Source organism: Nevskia sp. (assembly GCF_021732705.1).
GTDB lineage: Bacteria > Pseudomonadota > Gammaproteobacteria > Nevskiales > Nevskiaceae > Nevskia.
In genome coordinates, this window is record NZ_JAKFUM010000006.1 from 140,138 (window position 1) to 158,099 (window position 17,962).

A 17,962-nucleotide genomic window follows, 5' to 3' on the forward strand; every position below is an offset into this window, starting at 1 on the left:
GGCTTCAGCGCTTTGGCGTGGCCGCGCAGGCCAGGGCGTACTTCAGCTCCGATGCCGGCAGCAGCCGCACCACGATCCGCGCCTTGATCGGGCCGGTCATGTGGCAGCGCTGCGGCTGCAGCTCCGGCTTCAGGACACCGATGCCCGGCAACGTCACCTGCTTGCCGGCCTGCAACTCGCCGATCGCGGCGGACGCCAGATCGTTCAGCAAATGCGTGGCCAGCGCCACCGTGATGCCGCGTTCGGCTGCGATGTGCACCGCCAGTTCGGCGGCGTTCATTCGCCACCGCCATCGGCGTCTGCGTCCGCCACGTCGTCCGGCATCGGCGCGCCAACGTCGATCGCTTGATCGATCAGCTCGCCAGCTGCAGCGGTGTTGCCGTACGCGTGCTGGTACTCGGCCTGCGCCACCAGCTGCGCGGCCCGGTCCAGCGCAGCCTTGCGACGGCGCGCAGCTTCGCGCTCCGCCGCTTGCGCGTGAAAGTCCAGCAACGGTGCGACCTGGCTATCCGGCCGGGCGCTCACGTTTCATCCTCGACCGCCGTTTCCTCGGTCTTGAGGAACGCGGTCAGCAGCTTTTCGAGATCCGAGTCCACCGGGCGGATCACCACGACATCGCCGGCCGCGCCGGCCTCCGCGCCGATCTTCTTGAGGTCGGCAGCCTTGAGCTGATTCAGTGCGGCCTTCACCAGCTTGAACTTGGTCTTGACCAGGGCATCGAACTGATCAGTCAGGTGCTTGCGGATCAGCTCGATCGTGCGATCGGCGTCCTCGACGATGATCTTGCCCTTCTGCTTTTCGATGCCGAGCTTGATCGCGTGGACGATCAGGGTGCGCGGCTTCTCGAACAGCTTCGGGTTTTCCTGGATCGCGGTCGACAGCTCGGCCTCCGCCGCCTTGGCCGCGCCCAGGGCAGACGTGATCAGCGGCATCGCGCGGCGCTTGGCAGCCTCGATCTGATCTTCGAGCTGGCGAAGTCGATCAGCCAGTAGATCGCGCGCCTGGCGGTAGTTCTTGGCACGTTCCTCGATACCGGCGAGGGCCACAGTTGTGTCTTGCGTCATGAGCTTGCTCCGGCAGCCGTCGTGGCTGCGGTGAGGGCCAGCGCCGACCGCCCGAACAACTGCGGGTCGACCGGCGTGGCGGGAGGGAAAATCGGGGCTTCTTCAGCGCGGCCGACTTGTGTCGGCCACGGCCGCGTCTCGCCGAACTGCCGGACCCACAAGGTCGGGCAGCCGAAGGTTTCGACGCGGCGATACTTCAGTTCGATCAGCACCACGCGATTCGCAGCCACCGGGCACTCGATGCCGTGAGCGGCCTGCAGGTAGGCATGCACCTCCCACAGCGGCTGCGGGCCGCGTTCTGCGAGGAAGGCCCGCAGCCCGGTGATGACGAGCTGCGCGGTCATGCGCCTTCGCGCCACTCGACCGTCGCGCCGAGATAGCGGCCACGGTTGATGTGGATGCGATCGCCGCCAGGGCCGGTGTACGTAGCCCGGTGGCCCTCGATCTGCAGGGCCGCGCTCGGTGCTCGCGCCAAGCGCACCGTGGCGGACTCGAAGCCGATGTCGATGCCGACAATCAGGCACCGTCCGGCATCCAGCCCCTTGATCGCACGCGCTGCCAACGCCAGGCCGGTGATGAAGCCTTCGTTGCAGGCCAGCGGCCTGCGCGGCAGCATCCCGAGCAGATCCTGAGCGTTCAGTTCGGCTGCCGGGTCTACATCGCCCCGGAAGTCTTCTGCCGCAGAGCCTTGGCCCGGCAGCAGCGATGCATCGTTGCGGGCGTGCGCGCTGAAACCGCCACCGCCGCTCATGACTGCACCGCCGGCACCAGCGCCCGCAGCCTGCGGATCTCCGCAATCGCGCGCAGGTAGATGTGATCGTCGCCCGGCATGCCCAGGTCATCCGCCATGTCGGCGAAGAACTTCAGCTCGTCGACGATGTCCTCGAACGGCTGCGTCTCGCGGCCGAGCGGCTGGATCAAGCGGACGGCGGTCATGGCTTCACCGCCGGGAACTGATCGAGCGTCGGCAGCAGCGGCTTCGTCGGTCGCCACACCGCGACCTCAGCGGCGGTCAGCGCCAGCGGCTGAGTGGTCTTGCAGCCGATCCACCCTGCACCGATGCCTTGGCCGGTGAACATGTACAGCTCTGGCCGCAGCAGCACGAGGCCCGTATTGCGATCAAACACCGCGATCAGCGCGCAGGTGAAGGCCACCGGGAAAGCGTCGATCGGCTGCCAGACCGGCTCGCTGCGGAACAGGCGGCGAATCGAACGCAGGCCGCGCTGCCACATCGCACGGGCGGCCAGCAGCAGGCCGCTGGGGCTGTGGACGGTCTTCCAGGCAGCAACCTGTTCACAGGCATCGACTTCCTGGATGTGCACGCCGCGCAGGCAGAAATCGTGCTCGTTGGCACTCTCGAACGGGAAGCTCATTCCGCACCTCCCAGCTGCGTCCAAGCCGTGCGCAGGTGCTCGCCGCGGATCTGGCCGGCGCTGACCACGCTGGCCAGCCGCAGGCACTTGGTGGCACCGCGAAGGGCGCCGGGCTTGCCGGCGATCTCGTGCAGCAGATCGCGCGCCTCGGAATCGTTCAGACCCCAGGCATCGGCCACGGCGTCGACGTCTTGGGCCACCGGCCGACCCAGACGCACGCGCTTGCCGATGCGGCTGAACAGCTGCGCGAAGGTGGCATCCCGCTTGCCGCCGGTGAGGCGCGAATACAGCACTTCATTGCCGAGCAGCACCACGCCGATGCCGGTGGCATCGTGAATCGCGCGGATCGCTTCGAGGGCGTCGTTCTCCAGGTGTTGCGCCTCGTCGATCACCAGCAGCCCGCCGGTGTCGGCCACACGGTCGTGAATGCGGTCTTGCACCTTGGCCGGCTCGCGCGGAATGCCGCGCAGCCCGATGGTCACGGCGATGCGTTCCAGCGCTCCCAGCAGCTTGCCGTGGCTGCGCGTCATCTCGACCACCCAGACGCTGGCCGCAGTGCTGGCATAGCGCTTGGTTGCGGTGGTCTTGCCCAGGCCGGCACCGCCGTAGACCACCGCCATGTCGCCTGCCGCTTGCGCGTATTCGAGCGTATCGAGGATGCGCTGCGCGGTCCTTGTGTTGATGTAGGCCGGCGGCGTGGGCATTGCGCTGGCGGTGCTGAGACGCGCGCGGCGGGTTTCCAGCCACTTCGAGAGCTTGGTGGCGATGCCGGCGTTGTCGCCCTTGTAGTCGCCCTTCAGAAAGCGGCTCAGCGTGGTGCTGCTGACATCCGCTTCGCGGCTGATATCGCTCTGTGACAGGCCGTTGGCCTCGTCTGCGAGCAGCGCCTGCAGTGTGCTGCGGGTGGCTTCTACCATCTCCGCTTCGCTCGGTGCGCTGTCGAACATCGGTGTTGCATCTGCCATTGCTAAACTCCAGTTGCAGTAAGAGGGCTCGCGCCCTTTGAGGGCCTGCCGGGTGTCTTCCCTTCGAACGGGACACCCGGCAGGTTTTGGTGTTAGAGCCGCGCTTTCCCGGTGCCGCCGGCTTTCAGCCGCGCCACGCCAGCCGAAAACGCGGCCTCGAAATCCTCATCGGTCATCGGAGCCGGCTTCGGCACCGGCCGGAATGCAGCGGCAATCACGGACGACCCTTCGTTGTCGCCGCCTTGCACGCCCGCCGCAGGCCGCTTGCCGGGCGCGGCATGCCCGGTGGCCATGCGGACCACCTTCGGGGCTTTCATCGGTTCGGCCGGCGTGGCGCGCGGCATGAGCGCGGCCACCTGCAGGGCATCCATTCGACGCTCGGCATCCAGCACGCCCTTCGCGTGCTTCTTGCGCTGGCTCTTGGCGCGGGCGAGATCGCGCGCAGCATCCAGATCGTTGAAGCCGGCGGCCACCGTGCACTCGGCATCGGTGATGTAGCGGCCGTCCATCGTGTAGACGTGCACGCCCTTGTGGAGGTGGTCCGGGTCGAAGCGCACCACGGCCTTGTCGCCCGCGTGGTCGACCAGGCTTTCATGCCAGTAGAAGTTGCCGAGCAGCTTGATCTCGCCGGTGCTGCGCGCCAGCGAGACGCTCTCCGCCGCCAGCATCCACCAGCGCCGCTGCTCGGCTGTCGGCATGCGGATCAGCACGCCGGCTTCCTGGTAGCTCTCGGCAAACGTCTGGTCGAAGCTGCGGCCTGCGCAGATCGTCGAGCGGCGTCCGCTGCGGGCGTTGTGGGCGGCGATCTCTTCGTCCAGCACGGCGAGGAAATCCGCGATCGGCACCGCGCGGCTGCCGTAGTTCTCCGGCTTGGCCATCGGGTTGTTGCCGACGTACGCCCCGGCGAAGGCCGGGTGCTTGGCCACTGTCTCGCAGAGGTCCAGCCAAGCGCGCTCGATCGGCTTGGCCTGGCCGTGGTACGGCGTGGTCCAGTGGATGTTGTCCGCGCCGATCAGCTGCGTCATCAAGCCGGCCGGGTCTTCCTCGCGCACCTTGAAGCGGTAGCGATTGGCCATGCCGCCGGTGATGAACTTGGCGGCAAAGCTGCGGCCGTTGTCGAGCCAGGCCGCGCCAGGAATGCCGTACTGCTCGATCAGGTCACCGAAGCTCAAGCGCACCAGACCGCTGTGCTCGGTGCGGTCCACGCGCTTGGCCAGCAGCTTGCCGCTCATGAGGTCTTGCCAGCCGACCATGACCGGCCGGGCCACGGTGCCGTCCGGCCACTTGGCGAACACGTCGAAGCGATGACCGTCGGCGTTCACGCCGCCCAGTGCGGTGAACACGCTGCGGTCGCGGCGCTGCGCCGGCATCGTTCGGGCGAAGGCTTCGGTGCCTCTACGCGCCAGCACCTGCACGGCCTTCGGCACTTCGCGATCCAGCCGGGTCTTCAGGCTGCCCAGGCTCGGCACGATCCAGCCGCGCACCTTGGCCGTGCGGGTCAGGCGGTCGTAGACGGCGCTGTACTTCGGCGCTTCCAGCCGCAGGTAGTCGCCCTTGAAGAAATCCCAGGCCTCGGGGCTGACCGTATCCAGCGTGCGGCCGGTCCAGCCCGGCGTCAGCACGGCCAGCCAGTCTTCGCGGGCGTAGGGCTTCACGTCGTACCAGGACTTGCGCAGCGTGCCTTCGGTCTCGGTGCCTTGTGCCACAACCTCTCGAATGGCCTGGCGAACCGCGCGGCCGGCGTCGACGAGTGCTGCAACGGCATCCACCGCCGCTTTGAGCTGGGCAGCGCGGGCCTTGCAGCCCGGTGCTGCTCGCTCATGACGCCCCCAGAGGCTCTCGGCTGTCTGGGCAGCGACGGCAGCCTTGCGGGCTGCCGGTGATGAAGAAAGGGCAGCAGCGCCGGTCGGGGAGGTCCGGGCTGCCGAAGGTGCGGCACCGGCGCGAGAAGCCGGTGCGGAGGAGACGGCCGGCGTGACGCGGCCGGCGATGGCGAGGGCGGCTTGCAGGTCGGCCGGCAGATCCTTGAAGGCGTAAAGCCGCTGCATGCCGCCGCGTACCGGGCGTTCCGTAAAAGCCCAGCGCTCTGTCAAGGCGCGCTTTGCGCAGCCCGACTTGGACATGCCAGTTACTTGAACGATGTCCGCTGCAGAAACAGCCAAGGTGGGCACATCGGAAGTCATTCCGTTTCACCCATCTGCTTCTTCACTTCGCGGATGCGCTTTGCGGCGTGCTCGCGCAGCTGCTCAAGGCGACCCAGCTCTGCGTTCAGGGCTTCCCGGCCGATCAGCATCCGGCCGCCGCGTACGTCGACCAGCCAGGCGGTCAGTGCGTGTGTCTGGCAGCTCGCTTCGAACGCTGGCACCAGCCACAACGGCAGGTTGAATTCCTCACGCGCCCCACTCGAATAGGCATCGAGCATGTACTTGCTGACATCGCGGCCGGCCAGGCGGGACATGCTCGCCGCGATCTCGTGCCGGTCACTGACGGCTGCATGCAGCGCCTGACCGACCAGCCCCGCAACCACCGGCCGGAAGTCGTGGCTGCCGGCCAGCGCCTGCGCTGGACGCGGCACCGCAAACAAGTCGCCAGTGAGCAGGTCGCGGGCCATATCTAGACCTGCGTCTCGGTTTGCGTATTGCGCTTGCGCGCAGCCGGACTATGCTTCGGCTTATGTTCTTGACCAGAGACTTTTTTCGGCCGGCCCATGCGCCGATTCGGCAGGCCGTCGGCGTCGTAGCGTTCCGGAAACAGCGCCTGCGGCGTCAGTTCCAGCGACCGCGCAATCATCATTTCCATGCGCGGATAGGGCTTCACCAGCGCGTGGTACAGGCACTTGCGATGCACACCGTTTTCGCGGCCGACATCGGCCAGCGAACGGCCCTTGATTCCCAGTTGATAAATGACCCACGCGCGGCGCTTGAGCGGGTCGCGGAGGAGCTTCTTGGTGGCGGTATCAATTTGCGTCATGGGGTTAAACATAGGCCCCAAATGGGGCCTTGTCAAACCCAATTGTGTCCGTGGACGCTTTCCTGCACGGCACTTCCTTTTAAAAAATGAATAAACACTTTAAATATCAGTTGCTTAGTGATGAAAAATCACTTAGCGAAAAGCGTCCATGACGGTGGACACTTACGGGCCGAATGAGTCCACCGCGTTCGTCGGCCTCGCCTATAGGCTCAGCAGCGTGCGGATTGCGCTCGACATGAGCCAGCAGGATTTTTCCCTGTTCTCGGGGATCAGCTTCAGCGCCCTGAAGAAATACGAGGCAGGGACAAGGGTGCCTGGCGCTTGGCCCCTTTTGGGGTATTTGCGGGCGGGTGCCAACATCCACTGGGTACTTACAGGAGACGGTCCGGCACTGTTTTCTGAGCTTCAATCACCGCCTAAGCCAGGGGAGTTTGATTCCCGACTGATGCGAGAGGTCGTCGAGATCGTCGAGCAGCTGCTGGCGGAGCACCGTCGGGTCTTGCCGCCGGCCAAGAAAGCGGAGCTGCTCGTCACGCTTTACGAGATGTTCAAGGAGTCGGCGACGCCAGTGCACCGAGCCACGGTGCTAAGGCTAGTCAATCTCGCCGCTTAAGTTTCAACACAGGGAGCGACACATGGCAGAGAGCAGGGAAGACAAGGTGCGGGCGCTGTTCGGAGATTCACAAAAGCAATGGAATCAAGATGTTCCATCGGTTTCACAGGTGGTTTCCGGGACCGGCAATATCGTTGCAGGCGGTAACGTAACCATTCACCATCGGCCGGTGGTGGTGAAAACACAGGTGATCCCTGGCGCGATGCACATCAGCCAGGAAACCGCGCGCACGCTGACGGAACTGGTCAACCAGATCGTTGTGGCGGAAGCGGCGGTCAGGAAATCGCCTCGTAACCATGCGGCCGTATGGGGAGCCTTGAAGCGCAAGTTCAAGTACAGCAGCTTGTCGTTGATGCCAGCGATCCACGGCGAGGAAGCGATATCAGCGCTCAGACAGGACCTTGGACGGCTCCTCGGGTCAAAAAGCGCGCCGAAGCGTGTTCCAGACTGGCGGAACAAGCGGTACACCGCGATTCACGCTCGGGTGAAGCAACTCGGCATCGAGCACTGGAAAACCCAGCATCTGCAGGAACGCTACAGCGTCAGCAGCCTGAAGGACTTGAGCGACGACGACCTTGACTCGGTGTATCAAGCGGTCTTTGCAAGGAAGAAAGCACCCTAATTGCAACGCTGATGCAAGGCCGCCGCACCAAACGCTCAGGTGTCTAAAATCAAAAGGCGGTATCACGGTCAATCGCCGGGTTTCGCCTTTTGTGTCTAAGACCTCAGGCAGGCAGGCCAGCCGGAAAAACTCGTTTGTTTCCCGATATTTCCCGTTAAATTCCGGTTTTTCCCGCCTTTCCCTTGTGTCTAAGATCATTCAAGCCCCAGCAGCGCGAAGCCTAGCAAGCCGCGCCCTGCGACCGCGTTGCGGGCACATGATGTCGAGCGAAATCAATGCGATCCCGATTTTCGCGGTGACAGGATCGCGATCATTGTCGATTCCGGCAGGGCTGCTTCGTCGTCCTGATGCCGCGGTGCCGTTGGCCGCTTTCTGCACATCCCTGGAGACCGAACGATGCGCGTGATGATCATCCTGAAGGCCGATGCCCATTCCGAGTCCGGCGTGATGCCCGACGAACAACTGCTGACCGACATGGGTCGCTACAACGAGGAACTGGTCAAGGCCGGCGTGATGCTGGCCGGCGAGGGCCTGCATCCCAGCGCCAAAGGCGTTCGCGTGCATTTCTCCGGCCGTCAGCGCACGGTGACGGATGGCCCGTTTGCCGAAACCAAGGAGCTGATCGCCGGCTTCTGGCTGTGGCAGGTGCGGTCGATGGCGGAGGCCATCGAATGGGTCAAGCGCTGCCCGAACCCGATGATCGGCGACTCGGAGATCGAGATCCGCCCGGTCTACGAGATGAGCGACTTCGGCGATGCGATGACGCCGGCGCTGCGCGAGCAGGAAACAAGGCTGCGCGCGCAGCTCGATGCGAACGCCTGACCGGCAGCGAGACGACGAGGACAACGCGCATGAAACTCAATCCCTACCTGCATTTCGACGGTCGCTGCCGCGAGGCGTTCGCCTTCTACGCCGCGACCTTTCACGGCGCCATCACGATGATCGCGACCTACGGCGAGTCGCCGATGTGCGCCGATCTGCCGGCCGCGATCAAGGACCGCGTGATGCATGCGCAACTGGACGTCGGCGATCAGGTGCTGATGGGCTCCGATTCCCCGGACGACAGCCCGTCGACGCCGGCCGGTTTCTCGATATCGCTGAATGTCGAATCGGTCGCCGACGCCGAGCGGGTCTACGCCGCGCTGGCCGACGGCGCCGTGATCCGCATGCCGCTGCAGCCGACATTTTGGTCGGCCCGGTTCGGCATGCTGACCGATCGCTTCGGCATTCCGTGGATGGTCAATTGCGCGCTGCCGCCGGCCTGAGGATGCCGTCGACCTCGCCGTCCCGGCCGCGCACGCCGCACGATGACGGCATCGGCGCGCGCGTGGCGGCGATCTGGCGAATCGAGGCGCCGAAGCTCATCGGCGCGCTGGTGCGGATGCTGCGCGATGTCGGCCTGGCCGAGGATCTGGCGCAGGACGCGCTGGTGGCCGCGCTCGAACGCTGGCCGTCTTCCGGCGTGCCGGACAATCCCGGAGCCTGGCTGATGACCACGGCGAAGCATCGCGCGATCGATCGCCTGCGACGCGAGCGCCTGCATCACGAGCAGGCCGCGGCACTGACCCTCGCACTGGAGACGCAGCTGCAGGACGCGCAGCGCGCGCCGGACGCCGGCGAGCCGGCGCTGCCGACGGCCGACACGATGGACGACGACCTGCTGCGCCTGATGTTCATCGCCTGCCACCCGGTGCTGACGCCGGAAGCCCGCGCCGCGCTGACGCTGCGCCTGCTCGGCGGCCTGAGCACCGACGAGATCGCGCGCGCGTTCCTGGTGCCGGAAGCGACGATGGCGCAACGCATCGTTCGGGCCAAGCGCACCCTCGGCGAGGCCAGGGTCGCGTTCGAACTGCCGGATGCGGCCGGCCTCGCGGCGCGGCTCGACTCGGTGCTGGCGGTGCTGTACCTGATCTTCAACGAGGGCTACGCCGCCACCGCCGGTGACGATGCGCTGCGACCGGCGCTGTGCGACGAAGCGCTGCGCCTCGGCCGCATCCTGGCCGCGCTGGCGCCGCGCGCGGCCGAGGTGCACGGGCTGGTTGCGCTGATGGAACTGCAGGCCTCGCGACTGCGCGCGCGCACCGCGCCGGACGGTGCGCCGATCCTGCTGATGGATCAGGATCGCCGTCGCTGGGATCGTCTGCTGATCGGCCGCGGCCTTGCCGCGCTCGCGATGGCCGACTCGCTGGCGGGCGGGCAGCCGGGGCCGTATGCGCTGCAGGCGGCGATCGCGGCCTGCCACGCGCGAGCGCCGGAAGCCGATCGGACCGACTGGGCGCGCATCGTCCAGCACTACGACGCGCTGCTGGCAAGCGCGCCATCGCCGGTGGTGGCGCTGAATCGCGCCGTTGCGGTGTCGATGGCGCATGGCCCGGCGGCCGGGCTTGCCGCGCTGACGCCGCTGCTGGCGGAGCCGGCGCTCGCCGGCTACCCGTGGCTGGCGAGCGCCCATGGCGATCTGCTGTCGCGGCTCGGGCGGCACCACGAAGCGCAGGCCGCGTTCGAGCAGGCCGCGATGCTGACCCGCAACCGCCGCGAGCAGGCGTTCCTGCGCCAGCGTGCGCAGGCCAGCGCCGCCGCCGCGTCACGATGACGCCGGGTGCGACGCGCGCTTACCATCCAGCCTCGTCATCTGCGCTGCCCGCTGCCATGCCCTACGCCTTGCTGATCCACGAACCGCGCGACCGGCGCGGCCGCCGCACCCGGGAACAAGGCATCGCGGAGTACGACAGCATGCTGCGCTTCGGCGCCACGCTGACCGCGCGCGGCATCCACCGCGGCAGCGATGCGCTGATGCCGGATGCGCAAGGCGCGCGCGTCAGCCGTCAGGACGGCCGCACGACGGTCGTCGATGGCCCGTTCGCCGAGTCGAAGGAAATGATCGGCGGCTTCTTCCTGATCGATGTCGCGACCCGCGCCGAAGCGATCGCGATCGCTGCCGAATGCCCGGCCGCGGCGTGGGCGACGGTCGAAGTGCGCGAGATCGGGACCTGCCATGACCAGTGACGGCAGCGAGCATGTCGCCGCGGCGCTCGAAGGCCTGTTTGCCGATCCGCCGGCCGTGGTGCACGACACCATCGTGCTCGAACAGGACTTCGGGGCGGCACCCGAGCAGGTCTGGGCCGCGTTCGAAAGTGCTGAATCGCGCAGCCGCTGGGGCGTGCCGTCGGGCGCGGTGATGCTCGAAGTCATCGAAGCGGATTTCCGCGTCGGCGGCCGTGATGTCGCGCGCTGCGGCCCGAAGGCCGACCCGCGCTATCGGGTCGAAACCCGCTATCTCGATCTCGTGCCGCCACAGCGGCTGGTGTTCTCGGAAACCGTCGACGACGGCACGCGGCGGCTGTCCGCTGCGCTGATCACGGTCGAACTGCGACCGATTGCGACCGGCACGGCGCTGCGCTTCACCAGCCAGGTCGTCGCGTTCGACGGGGCCGACATCGCGTCCGGCGTTCGCCTCGGCTATCAGGCCGCATTCGGCAATCTGGCCGCGGAACTGGCGATGGCTGCGCGCTGACCGGTCGCGGATCGACCGCCGCAAGACCCAAAAAAGAGGCCGCACGCGGCGGCCTCCGGACAACGGATGGGGATCGCCCGCTCAGGGTCGATCCCCGCGGTCGATCAGCACAGACCGAGGAAGCGCAGGATGCAGCCGTTGCCGCCGGTCAGCGGCGCCAGCAGCGCATTCAGCAAGCTCTGCAGCGCGCCGATGGCGGCCGTCAGCGGCGACTGGCCGGCGGTGCCGGCGAGGCCGGTCGGCAGGGCCGCCACCAGCTGCGTGACGAGACCGCTGATCGCCGAGAAGCCGGTGCCACCGAGCGGATTGGCCGGAAGCGGCACGGTCGGGCTGGTGCCGAGGCTGGCCGTCAGCGTGGCCACCGCGCTCTGGATCGTCTGCACGAGATTGGCGATCGCGGTGCCGCCGGCAGTGTTCTGCAGCACGCCGACCGGCAGCACGCGGGTCAGGACGTCGGTCAGCACGCTCTGGGCCAGCGCCTGGAAGCCGGCCGCGAGGGTCGTCGGCGAGGCACCGGCAACCGCCGCGTTGGCGAGCGCGCTCAGGTTGGTCAGCGCGTTGCCGACCGTCACCAGCGTGCCGCCGACGACGGGCGCGCCGGTGACGTTGCTCGGCAACTGGGCCAGCGCCTGATTGAACGCCGTGCTCAGCGTCGACAGGATCGTGGCGAGCTGCACCGCGGTGATCGGTGGCGCGCTGCCGTTGAGACTGGCGGTGAGCTGCTGCGCGGCGGAGGTCAGCGGCGGCAGCAGCGCGGCACCGATTGGGGCCAGCGGCGTGCCGGCCAGCGGGTTGCTGGTCGGCACGGTCGCGACACCGCCGCTGGTGCCGAGGCAGGCCAGCGCGCCGTTGTTCAGGGTCGTCAGCAGGCCGGACAGGTTGCTCAGCAGCGCGGCCAGCGCCGCCTGTGCCTGCGCCGGCGTGGTGACGATCAGCTGCGTCGGCGACGCGAGGCCGTTGGCAAAGGCATCGGCGATGTCGAGTACGTTCTGCGTGACCACCGAGTTGCCGCACAGCAGTACGCCCTGCAGCGGCGTGTTGGCCGTGGCGGTGACCAGCGGCGAGATCACGCTGGTGGTGACGGCGGCCTGGACGGTGTCGAGCGGGCCGACGACGGTCGGCGACGACTGCGGCGTCGGACCGGTGCCGGCCGGCGAGGGGCTCGGGCCGCCGCTGCCGCCGCAGCCAGCGGCGAGCACGGTGGCGAAGACGAGGGCACAGCGGGTCTTGTTGAACATGGGAACTCCCGGATCCTGTAGGTGAAGACATGCGACGAGCGCACCGCGGTGGTGCGTCACGCCGCGAAACCTACCGATGGCGACCTCTGAATCCACAGATCGCCGATGGAAGGACAGGAATCCGCGGTGGGTGGAACGGCTTCAGAATCCATGCCGGACAGCCGGTCGAAAGCACGCTGCAGCATCCTCGTGCCACGCGGTCGGCACGAGGCGTCAAGCCCCTGTTCCGTCGTTGCCGCCAGGCCGCCGCGCGGTCTGGTCATCGCCATTCCAGACGATGAAACGCGAGTCTTCATGAAGGCGTTCATGAAGAAATTCATGTATCGCTCATCAAGCGCCGAGCGTTGCTTGGTACGCGCAGGGCACGCCGTGAAGCCACCCGCGCGGTGATGGCGCACGGCCGGCCACGACCCTTCCGAACAAAGTCTCACGCCGCTGCCACGCGCGCGAAAATGTCATGAGAAACGCCGTATCGGGGGCCTGAAATTCCGACATGATGACGGCGGCAGCTTGTCGATCCAGCGCCATACGAATGTGTCCGCACACCGGTTCGGGGGAACCATGTCAACCGTCTCGTCGTTCAAGCAGCGTGCTTTTCCACTGCCGCGCAGCGCCTTCCGCTACGGCCGCACGGGCCCATGGCCGCAGCCGGCTGCCGACCAGCCGATGTACATGGCGGCCGAGGTCATGCATCTGCCCAAGGCCGAGCAGAGGCACTGGAACTGGACGGTGCGCATCAACTATTTCAAGGCGATGCTGACCAAGCTGCCGCTGGCGCTCTACAACTGGTTCATCCACAACCGCATCGATCACGCGACCGACGCCGAATGCGCGTGGATGCTGACCACGACCTGCTATGCGAAATACCTGCGGCGGCGCACGGCCGCGCAACTGGCGGGCAGCAACTTCGAGCAACACCTCGGCCTGCGATCCGAAACGGGACTATCTGATTTCCGATTTCACGACCATGCAGGATCTCGATCCGTACCCGGGCATGCATGTCGCGCCGACGGTCGTGCTGTTCGGTCGCGTGGCCGCCGGCAAGGCGTACGAACTGCTGGCGATCTCGATCGGCCATCTGCAGGATGATCGCTGGCAGCATCTGGTGATGACGCCGGCCGATGGTCACGCCTGGACGCTCGCCAAGTACTACGCGATCCAGGGGGCTGCGCACATGACCTCGCTGTCCGGGCACCCAGCGACGCATTTCCCGTACGACACGGTCAACGCGATCACGGTCAGCGCGATTCCGACAGCGCACACGCTGTTCAAGCTGCTCGAGCCGCATCTGGAACTGCATCTGGCGGTCGACCACGCGGTGCTCGAAGGCGGCAGTTCGATCGTCAGCGAACGGCACGGCGAGTTCTACGCGCCCTACGTCTGCAATGGCACCAACATCCGGCAACTGGTGCCGACCGGGTACATCGGCTATCCGAATCCGCTGTCGAAGTACGCGCCGTCGAACGAGCCGGGACCGAACTACAAGCCGTGGACCTATCCGACGGCCGCGCCGGACATCCCGTCCGACTACGGCCGCTTCCTGGCCGAGTACTACGACACCGTTCGCGGCTATGTCCGGGAGGTGGTGGCGCACATCGCAGCGCTCGGAGACACGCGACAGGGCGAGGAAGAGCGCTACTACATCCAGCGCTGGGCGCACTACATCGCGCAGGTGCTGCCCGGGTTTCCGGACGAGCATGTGATCCTCGCGCCAGGCGGCGATGGTGATCCGTACCCGAACCTGGTGCTGGCGTTGACGACCTACATCTGGGACGTCGCCATTGCCCACGGGCTCGAGCACAACTCGTATTACAAGCTCGGGCCGCATCGCACCGACTTCCGCATCCGGATTCCGCCGCCGTCATCGCGCGCCATTCCGGCGTTCGCGCGCAAGGATGTGCTGCACGGCTGGGATCTGTTCAAGTCGACCCTGGCCTTCGAGATGTTCTTCCGGCCCCTCATCGTCACCCACCTGCTCGACGCGCAATACCACTTCGAGACGCCGGCACTGCGCGCGGCCGCCGAGCGCTTCAAGCAGGCGCTGCGCGTCACCGAGCAGCGGCTGGCGGACGAAGGTGTCAATCTTGACCAGTACGCGCGCCTCCACGAACTCGCCAGCAGCATCCAGTATTGACGGCATGAGCACCTCGACCGACGAATTCACCGCGCTGCTGGCCCGTGTGACCGCTGCGCTGGAAGCCGAGCAGCGCATCTCGTATCGCGGCCTGAAGCGCCGCTTCGGGCTGACCAACGACGACATCGACGATGTCAAGGACGAGCTGATCCACGCGCGCCGCGTCGCCGATGACGAGAACGGCATCGTGCTGGTCTGGCGCAAGCCGGCTGCGACGGCGGCCACGTCCGCTCCGGCCGCAGGACGCATGGCCACGTACACGCCGCGCTTTCTCGCCGACAAGATCCTGTCGATGCGCTCGGTCATCGAAGGCGAACGCAAGCAGGTCACCGTGCTGTTCTGCGATACCGCGAACTCGACCGCGCTGGCCGAGCGTCTCGGGCCCGAGATCTGGCACGAGACGATGAACGCCTTCTTCGCCGGCCTGACCGAAGCCGTGCATCAGCTCGAAGGCACGGTCAACCAGTTCACCGGCGATGGCGCCATCGCGCTGTTCGGCGCGCCGGTGGCGCATGAGGATCACGCCTATCGCGCGTGCATGGCCGCGCTGCGCCTGCGTGATGCCACGGCGACGCTCGATGCCCGGCTCGAAGCCGAATACGGGCTACGCTTCAGCATCCGCGTCGGCCTCAACTCCGGTGAAGTGGTGGTCGGCACCATCGGCGACGACCTGCGCATGGACTACACCGCGCAGGGTCATGTCGTGGTGATCGCCGCGCGGCTGGAAGCGCTCGCCAGCGGCGACCGCATCCTGATGTCCGAGCACTGCCATCGTCAGGTGCGCGGCATGTGCGAGGTGCGCTCGATCGGCAGCCCGACGCTCAAGGGCGTGGTCGAACCGATCGAGGTGTTCGAGCTGGTATCGGCGCGGACCAGCGCCAATCGCTTCGACAATTCCCGTTCGCGCGGGCTGACCCGCTTCGTCGGTCGCGATCCGGAACTTGCGGTGCTCGAAAGCGCGCTGGCGCGCGCGCGGGCGGGCGAGGGCATCGTGCTCGGTGTCGTCGCCGAAGCCGGCACCGGCAAGAGCCGGCTGTTCCACGAGTTCATCGCGTCCTGCCGTGCGCGCGGCATGACCGTGCATCTCGGCCGCGCCGTGTCGCACGGCGCCAACATTCCGTACCTGCCGATGCTGCAGGTGTTTCGCAGTCACTACGGCATCGACGAGCACGAAGACCCGGTCAGCGCCCGCGACAAGATCACTGGCAGGCTGATGCGCCTCGGCGCCGAGTTCATCGACTACGCGCCGCTGGTCTGCGAACTGCTCGGCGTGGCCGATCCGGCACTGCCGCCGGTGCAGATCGATCCGGATGCCAAGCAGCGTCGCCTGTTCGAGCTGCTGCGGCGCCTGATTCAGGGTGCCGATCCGATGTCGGGCTCGGTGATCACCTGCTTCGAGGACCTGCACTGGATGGACCCCGCCAGCGAGCGCTTCCTCGAGGAATGGGTCGAAGCGCAGGCCGGCAGCAACCGGCTGCTGCTGCTGAACTTCCGCCCGGGCTATCACGCGGAGTGGATGAAGAAGCCGTACTACGAGCAGATGTCGCTGTCGCCATTGGGTCCGGAAGCGGTCGGCGCGATGCTGACCGACCTGATCGGCAACGACCCGACCACGGCCGGCCTGGCCGAAGACATCTTCCGTCGCAGCGGCGGCAATCCGTTCTTCTGCGAGGAAATCGTGCAGTCGCTGCGCGAGTCGGGCGATCTGGTCATGGCGCCGGCGCGCATCGAGTTGCGGCAGCCGCTCACTGCGCTGCGCATCCCGGCCTCGGTGCAGTCGATCCTCGCGTCGCGTATCGATCGCCTGCCGGACGCGGAGAAATCGGTCCTGCAGATCGCTGCAGTCATCGGCCGCGAGTTCGCGCCGGCGCTGGTCCGGCATGTGATGGATCTGTCGACCGACATCTTCGACGGCCTGATCGATCGCCTGCGCGACGGCGAGTTCGTGTTCGAGACCCGTGAAGGCAACGAGGTGCGGCTGAGCTTCAAGCACGCGCTGACGCAGGAGGTGGCGATCAACTCGCAGCTCCGCGACAAGCGCCGCCTGACCCACATGATGGTCGCGCAGGGGATCGAAAGCCTGTACGCGACGCGTCTGGGCGAGATGGCCAGCCTGCGCGCCTGGCACTGGCAGCAGGCCGGCGAGGCGCTGAAGGCAGCGCTCGCGTACGGCGAAGCGGCCGTGCACATCCGCAGCGGCAACCGTATCCAGCAGCTGGAATACATCCGCAAGGCGCTGGAGCTGACCGCGCCGCTCGCCGCCAGCCCGCCGCGTCAGCAACTGCGGCTGCAGTGTCTGGTCGAGCTGATCGTCGGCGGCGCGTGGCGCTTCAGCATGACCGACGGCGAACTCGAAGTGCTGTGCAACGAGGCGCGCGAACTGGCCGAAGCTTTCGGCATGAAGGAACTGGCGCTGATGATCCGCGCCGGCCGCGCGGCAGCGAGCGGCATGATGGCGGGCGACATTCGCGCGTGGACCCACGCCATCGAAACGCTGGCCGGGCAGTGCCGGGATGCGGCGCCGGAAGTCAGCGGCACGATCATCGGCCAGTACTCGTATGCGCTGTACATCAGCGGCCGGCCGCGCGAGGGCCGGGTCTTTGCCGAGCAGAGCCACGCGATGTGCAACGACGATCCACGCTTCGGTCTGGCAATGGGCTACAGCGTGCTCGGCGCGATGCAGAACTGCCTGGGCCTGCTGTACACCAGCCTCGGCCTGCTCGACGAGGCGCGCGCGATCTACGCCCGGGCGCTGGTGATGCTGCCGGCAGCCGGGATCATCGAGGAACTGCTGTGGAATCAGGCCAATCAGTCGGAATCGGAACTGCCGCGCGGCCTGCCGCCCGACGATCCCGCCGTCCTGCATTCGGTGGCGCTGTCATCGGCCGCGATCGAGCGGGCCGAGCAGGTCGCCAGCGATTTCACGCGGGGCGTCGCGAAGCGGGCGTGGGTGGTCGCGCTGCTGATGCAGCAGCGTTACGACGAAGCCGTGCTGGCCGCGACCGACTGCCTGGCCCACCTGCGCGCGCGTCGGGCACATCTGGAGGTTGAAGCGCGCTGCCTGTCATACCTCGCCGATGCACTGCGCGGCGTCGGCCGACATGCCGAAGCACGGGTCGCGGCCGACGAAGCCGTGGCCTGCAGCCGCGAGCGCGGGGCACGCTATTTCGAAGCGTGTGCGCTGCTGTGCGTCGGGCGTTGCGAGATTGCCGAAGCCGGCGCCAGGCCGGACGCCGCACGTGAAGCCACGGCGCGACAGGCCTTCGAGCAGGCACTGGCGCTGGCTCGCGAGATTGGCGCCGCCGCGCTCGAACCGCAGATCGTCGAAGCGCTGGCCGACCAGTCCGCCCGCCTCGGCGATGCCGCAGCCGCGCTGGCCGGACGGCGCGAAGCGCTCGCGGGCTACCGTGCGGTCAATGCCAGCGGCCATGCCGCGCGTCTGGCGGCGGTGCTGGGCTGACGCTGTCGA

General features: G+C 67.1%; 22 protein-coding genes. 9 read left to right on the forward strand and 13 right to left on the reverse strand.

Annotated features, from left to right (window positions below; genetic code table 11):
* Positions 1 to 4 precede the first annotated feature (4 nt).
* The 11 genes from QZ951_RS06065 to QZ951_RS06115 all read right to left on the reverse strand — a co-directional run bounded on the left by QZ951_RS06065 (position 5) and on the right by QZ951_RS06115 (position 6,372).
* Positions 5 to 280 (reverse strand): HU family DNA-binding protein, encoded by a 276-nt coding sequence (locus tag QZ951_RS06065; RefSeq protein WP_292999619.1) that lies wholly within the window; start codon positions 278 to 280, stop codon positions 5 to 7.
* Entirely contained in the window at positions 277 to 525 is a 249-nt protein-coding gene (locus QZ951_RS06070) for a hypothetical protein (RefSeq protein ID WP_292999621.1), read from the reverse strand. Before QZ951_RS06070 ends, QZ951_RS06065 begins: the two co-directional genes overlap by 4 nt.
* A complete protein-coding gene (locus QZ951_RS06075) occupies positions 522 to 1,064 on the reverse strand; it encodes a host-nuclease inhibitor Gam family protein (RefSeq protein WP_292999623.1) in 543 nt (180 codons plus the stop codon). Before QZ951_RS06075 ends, QZ951_RS06070 begins: the two co-directional genes overlap by 4 nt.
* On the reverse strand, positions 1,061 to 1,408 hold the full coding sequence (locus QZ951_RS06080) for a hypothetical protein (protein ID WP_292999625.1): 348 nt from the start codon (positions 1,406 to 1,408) through the stop codon (positions 1,061 to 1,063). Before QZ951_RS06080 ends, QZ951_RS06075 begins: the two co-directional genes overlap by 4 nt.
* Positions 1,405 to 1,815, reverse strand: coding sequence for a hypothetical protein (locus QZ951_RS06085; RefSeq protein WP_292999627.1), 411 nt, complete (start codon positions 1,813 to 1,815; stop codon positions 1,405 to 1,407). Before QZ951_RS06085 ends, QZ951_RS06080 begins: the two co-directional genes overlap by 4 nt.
* A complete protein-coding gene (locus tag QZ951_RS06090; RefSeq protein WP_292999629.1) occupies positions 1,812 to 2,000 on the reverse strand; it encodes a hypothetical protein in 189 nt (62 codons plus the stop codon). The genes QZ951_RS06085 and QZ951_RS06090 overlap by 4 nt, the downstream gene beginning before the upstream one ends.
* A complete protein-coding gene (locus QZ951_RS06095) occupies positions 1,997 to 2,437 on the reverse strand; it encodes a hypothetical protein (protein ID WP_292999631.1) in 441 nt (146 codons plus the stop codon). The genes QZ951_RS06090 and QZ951_RS06095 overlap by 4 nt, the downstream gene beginning before the upstream one ends.
* The gene (locus QZ951_RS06100; RefSeq protein WP_292999633.1) at positions 2,434 to 3,402 is read right to left on the reverse strand and encodes an AAA family ATPase; all 969 of its coding nucleotides are present in this window, start codon (positions 3,400 to 3,402) and stop codon (positions 2,434 to 2,436) included. The genes QZ951_RS06095 and QZ951_RS06100 overlap by 4 nt, the downstream gene beginning before the upstream one ends.
* Before the next feature lie 92 nt (positions 3,403 to 3,494).
* Positions 3,495 to 5,450, reverse strand: coding sequence for a transposase domain-containing protein (locus QZ951_RS06105; protein ID WP_292999635.1), 1,956 nt, complete (start codon positions 5,448 to 5,450; stop codon positions 3,495 to 3,497).
* A gap of 131 nt (positions 5,451 to 5,581) precedes the next feature.
* Positions 5,582 to 6,013 carry a hypothetical protein gene (locus QZ951_RS06110; protein ID WP_292999637.1) on the reverse strand — a complete coding sequence of 144 codons (432 nt, stop codon included), beginning with the start codon at positions 6,011 to 6,013 and terminating at the stop codon, positions 5,582 to 5,584.
* A gap of 2 nt (positions 6,014 to 6,015) precedes the next feature.
* Entirely contained in the window at positions 6,016 to 6,372 is a 357-nt protein-coding gene (locus tag QZ951_RS06115; protein WP_292999639.1) for a helix-turn-helix domain-containing protein, read from the reverse strand.
* A 148-nt stretch (positions 6,373 to 6,520) separates the two neighbouring features.
* On the opposite strand from QZ951_RS06115, the gene QZ951_RS06120 reads away from it, so the two are divergent.
* From QZ951_RS06120 to QZ951_RS06150, 7 genes are all read left to right on the forward strand, one after another.
* Entirely contained in the window at positions 6,521 to 6,985 is a 465-nt protein-coding gene (locus QZ951_RS06120; RefSeq protein WP_292999641.1) for a helix-turn-helix domain-containing protein, read from the forward strand.
* Positions 6,986 to 7,007: 22 nt separating this feature from the next.
* Complete coding sequence (locus QZ951_RS06125; protein WP_292999643.1) at positions 7,008 to 7,607, forward strand: hypothetical protein; 600 nt, start codon at positions 7,008 to 7,010, stop codon at positions 7,605 to 7,607.
* A 396-nt stretch (positions 7,608 to 8,003) separates the two neighbouring features.
* On the forward strand, positions 8,004 to 8,429 hold the full coding sequence (locus QZ951_RS06130; RefSeq protein WP_292999645.1) for a YciI family protein: 426 nt from the start codon (positions 8,004 to 8,006) through the stop codon (positions 8,427 to 8,429).
* Positions 8,430 to 8,458: 29 nt separating this feature from the next.
* Complete coding sequence (locus tag QZ951_RS06135; protein ID WP_292999647.1) at positions 8,459 to 8,872, forward strand: VOC family protein; 414 nt, start codon at positions 8,459 to 8,461, stop codon at positions 8,870 to 8,872.
* Entirely contained in the window at positions 8,851 to 10,200 is a 1,350-nt protein-coding gene (locus QZ951_RS06140; protein ID WP_292999649.1) for a sigma-70 family RNA polymerase sigma factor, read from the forward strand. The genes QZ951_RS06135 and QZ951_RS06140 overlap by 22 nt, the downstream gene beginning before the upstream one ends.
* 56 nt (positions 10,201 to 10,256) lie before the next feature.
* Complete coding sequence (locus QZ951_RS06145) at positions 10,257 to 10,613, forward strand: YciI family protein (RefSeq protein WP_292999651.1); 357 nt, start codon at positions 10,257 to 10,259, stop codon at positions 10,611 to 10,613.
* Positions 10,603 to 11,121, forward strand: a complete 519-nt coding sequence (locus QZ951_RS06150; protein ID WP_292999653.1) for an SRPBCC family protein — start codon at positions 10,603 to 10,605, stop codon at positions 11,119 to 11,121. The genes QZ951_RS06145 and QZ951_RS06150 overlap by 11 nt, the downstream gene beginning before the upstream one ends.
* 104 nt (positions 11,122 to 11,225) lie before the next feature.
* Here the strand turns inward: QZ951_RS06150 and QZ951_RS06155 are convergent, their stop codons facing one another.
* The gene (locus QZ951_RS06155; protein WP_292999654.1) at positions 11,226 to 12,359 is read right to left on the reverse strand and encodes a hypothetical protein; all 1,134 of its coding nucleotides are present in this window, start codon (positions 12,357 to 12,359) and stop codon (positions 11,226 to 11,228) included.
* A gap of 56 nt (positions 12,360 to 12,415) precedes the next feature.
* Positions 12,416 to 12,679 carry a hypothetical protein gene (locus tag QZ951_RS06160; RefSeq protein ID WP_292999655.1) on the reverse strand — a complete coding sequence of 88 codons (264 nt, stop codon included), beginning with the start codon at positions 12,677 to 12,679 and terminating at the stop codon, positions 12,416 to 12,418.
* 647 nt (positions 12,680 to 13,326) lie between these two features.
* Here QZ951_RS06160 and QZ951_RS06165 point away from each other — a divergent pair.
* Positions 13,327 to 14,493, forward strand: a complete 1,167-nt coding sequence (locus QZ951_RS06165; protein ID WP_292999656.1) for a hypothetical protein — start codon at positions 13,327 to 13,329, stop codon at positions 14,491 to 14,493.
* A 4-nt stretch (positions 14,494 to 14,497) separates the two neighbouring features.
* The gene (locus tag QZ951_RS06170) at positions 14,498 to 17,953 is read left to right on the forward strand and encodes an adenylate/guanylate cyclase domain-containing protein (protein ID WP_292999657.1); all 3,456 of its coding nucleotides are present in this window, start codon (positions 14,498 to 14,500) and stop codon (positions 17,951 to 17,953) included.
* Positions 17,954 to 17,962: the final 9 nt, after the last annotated feature.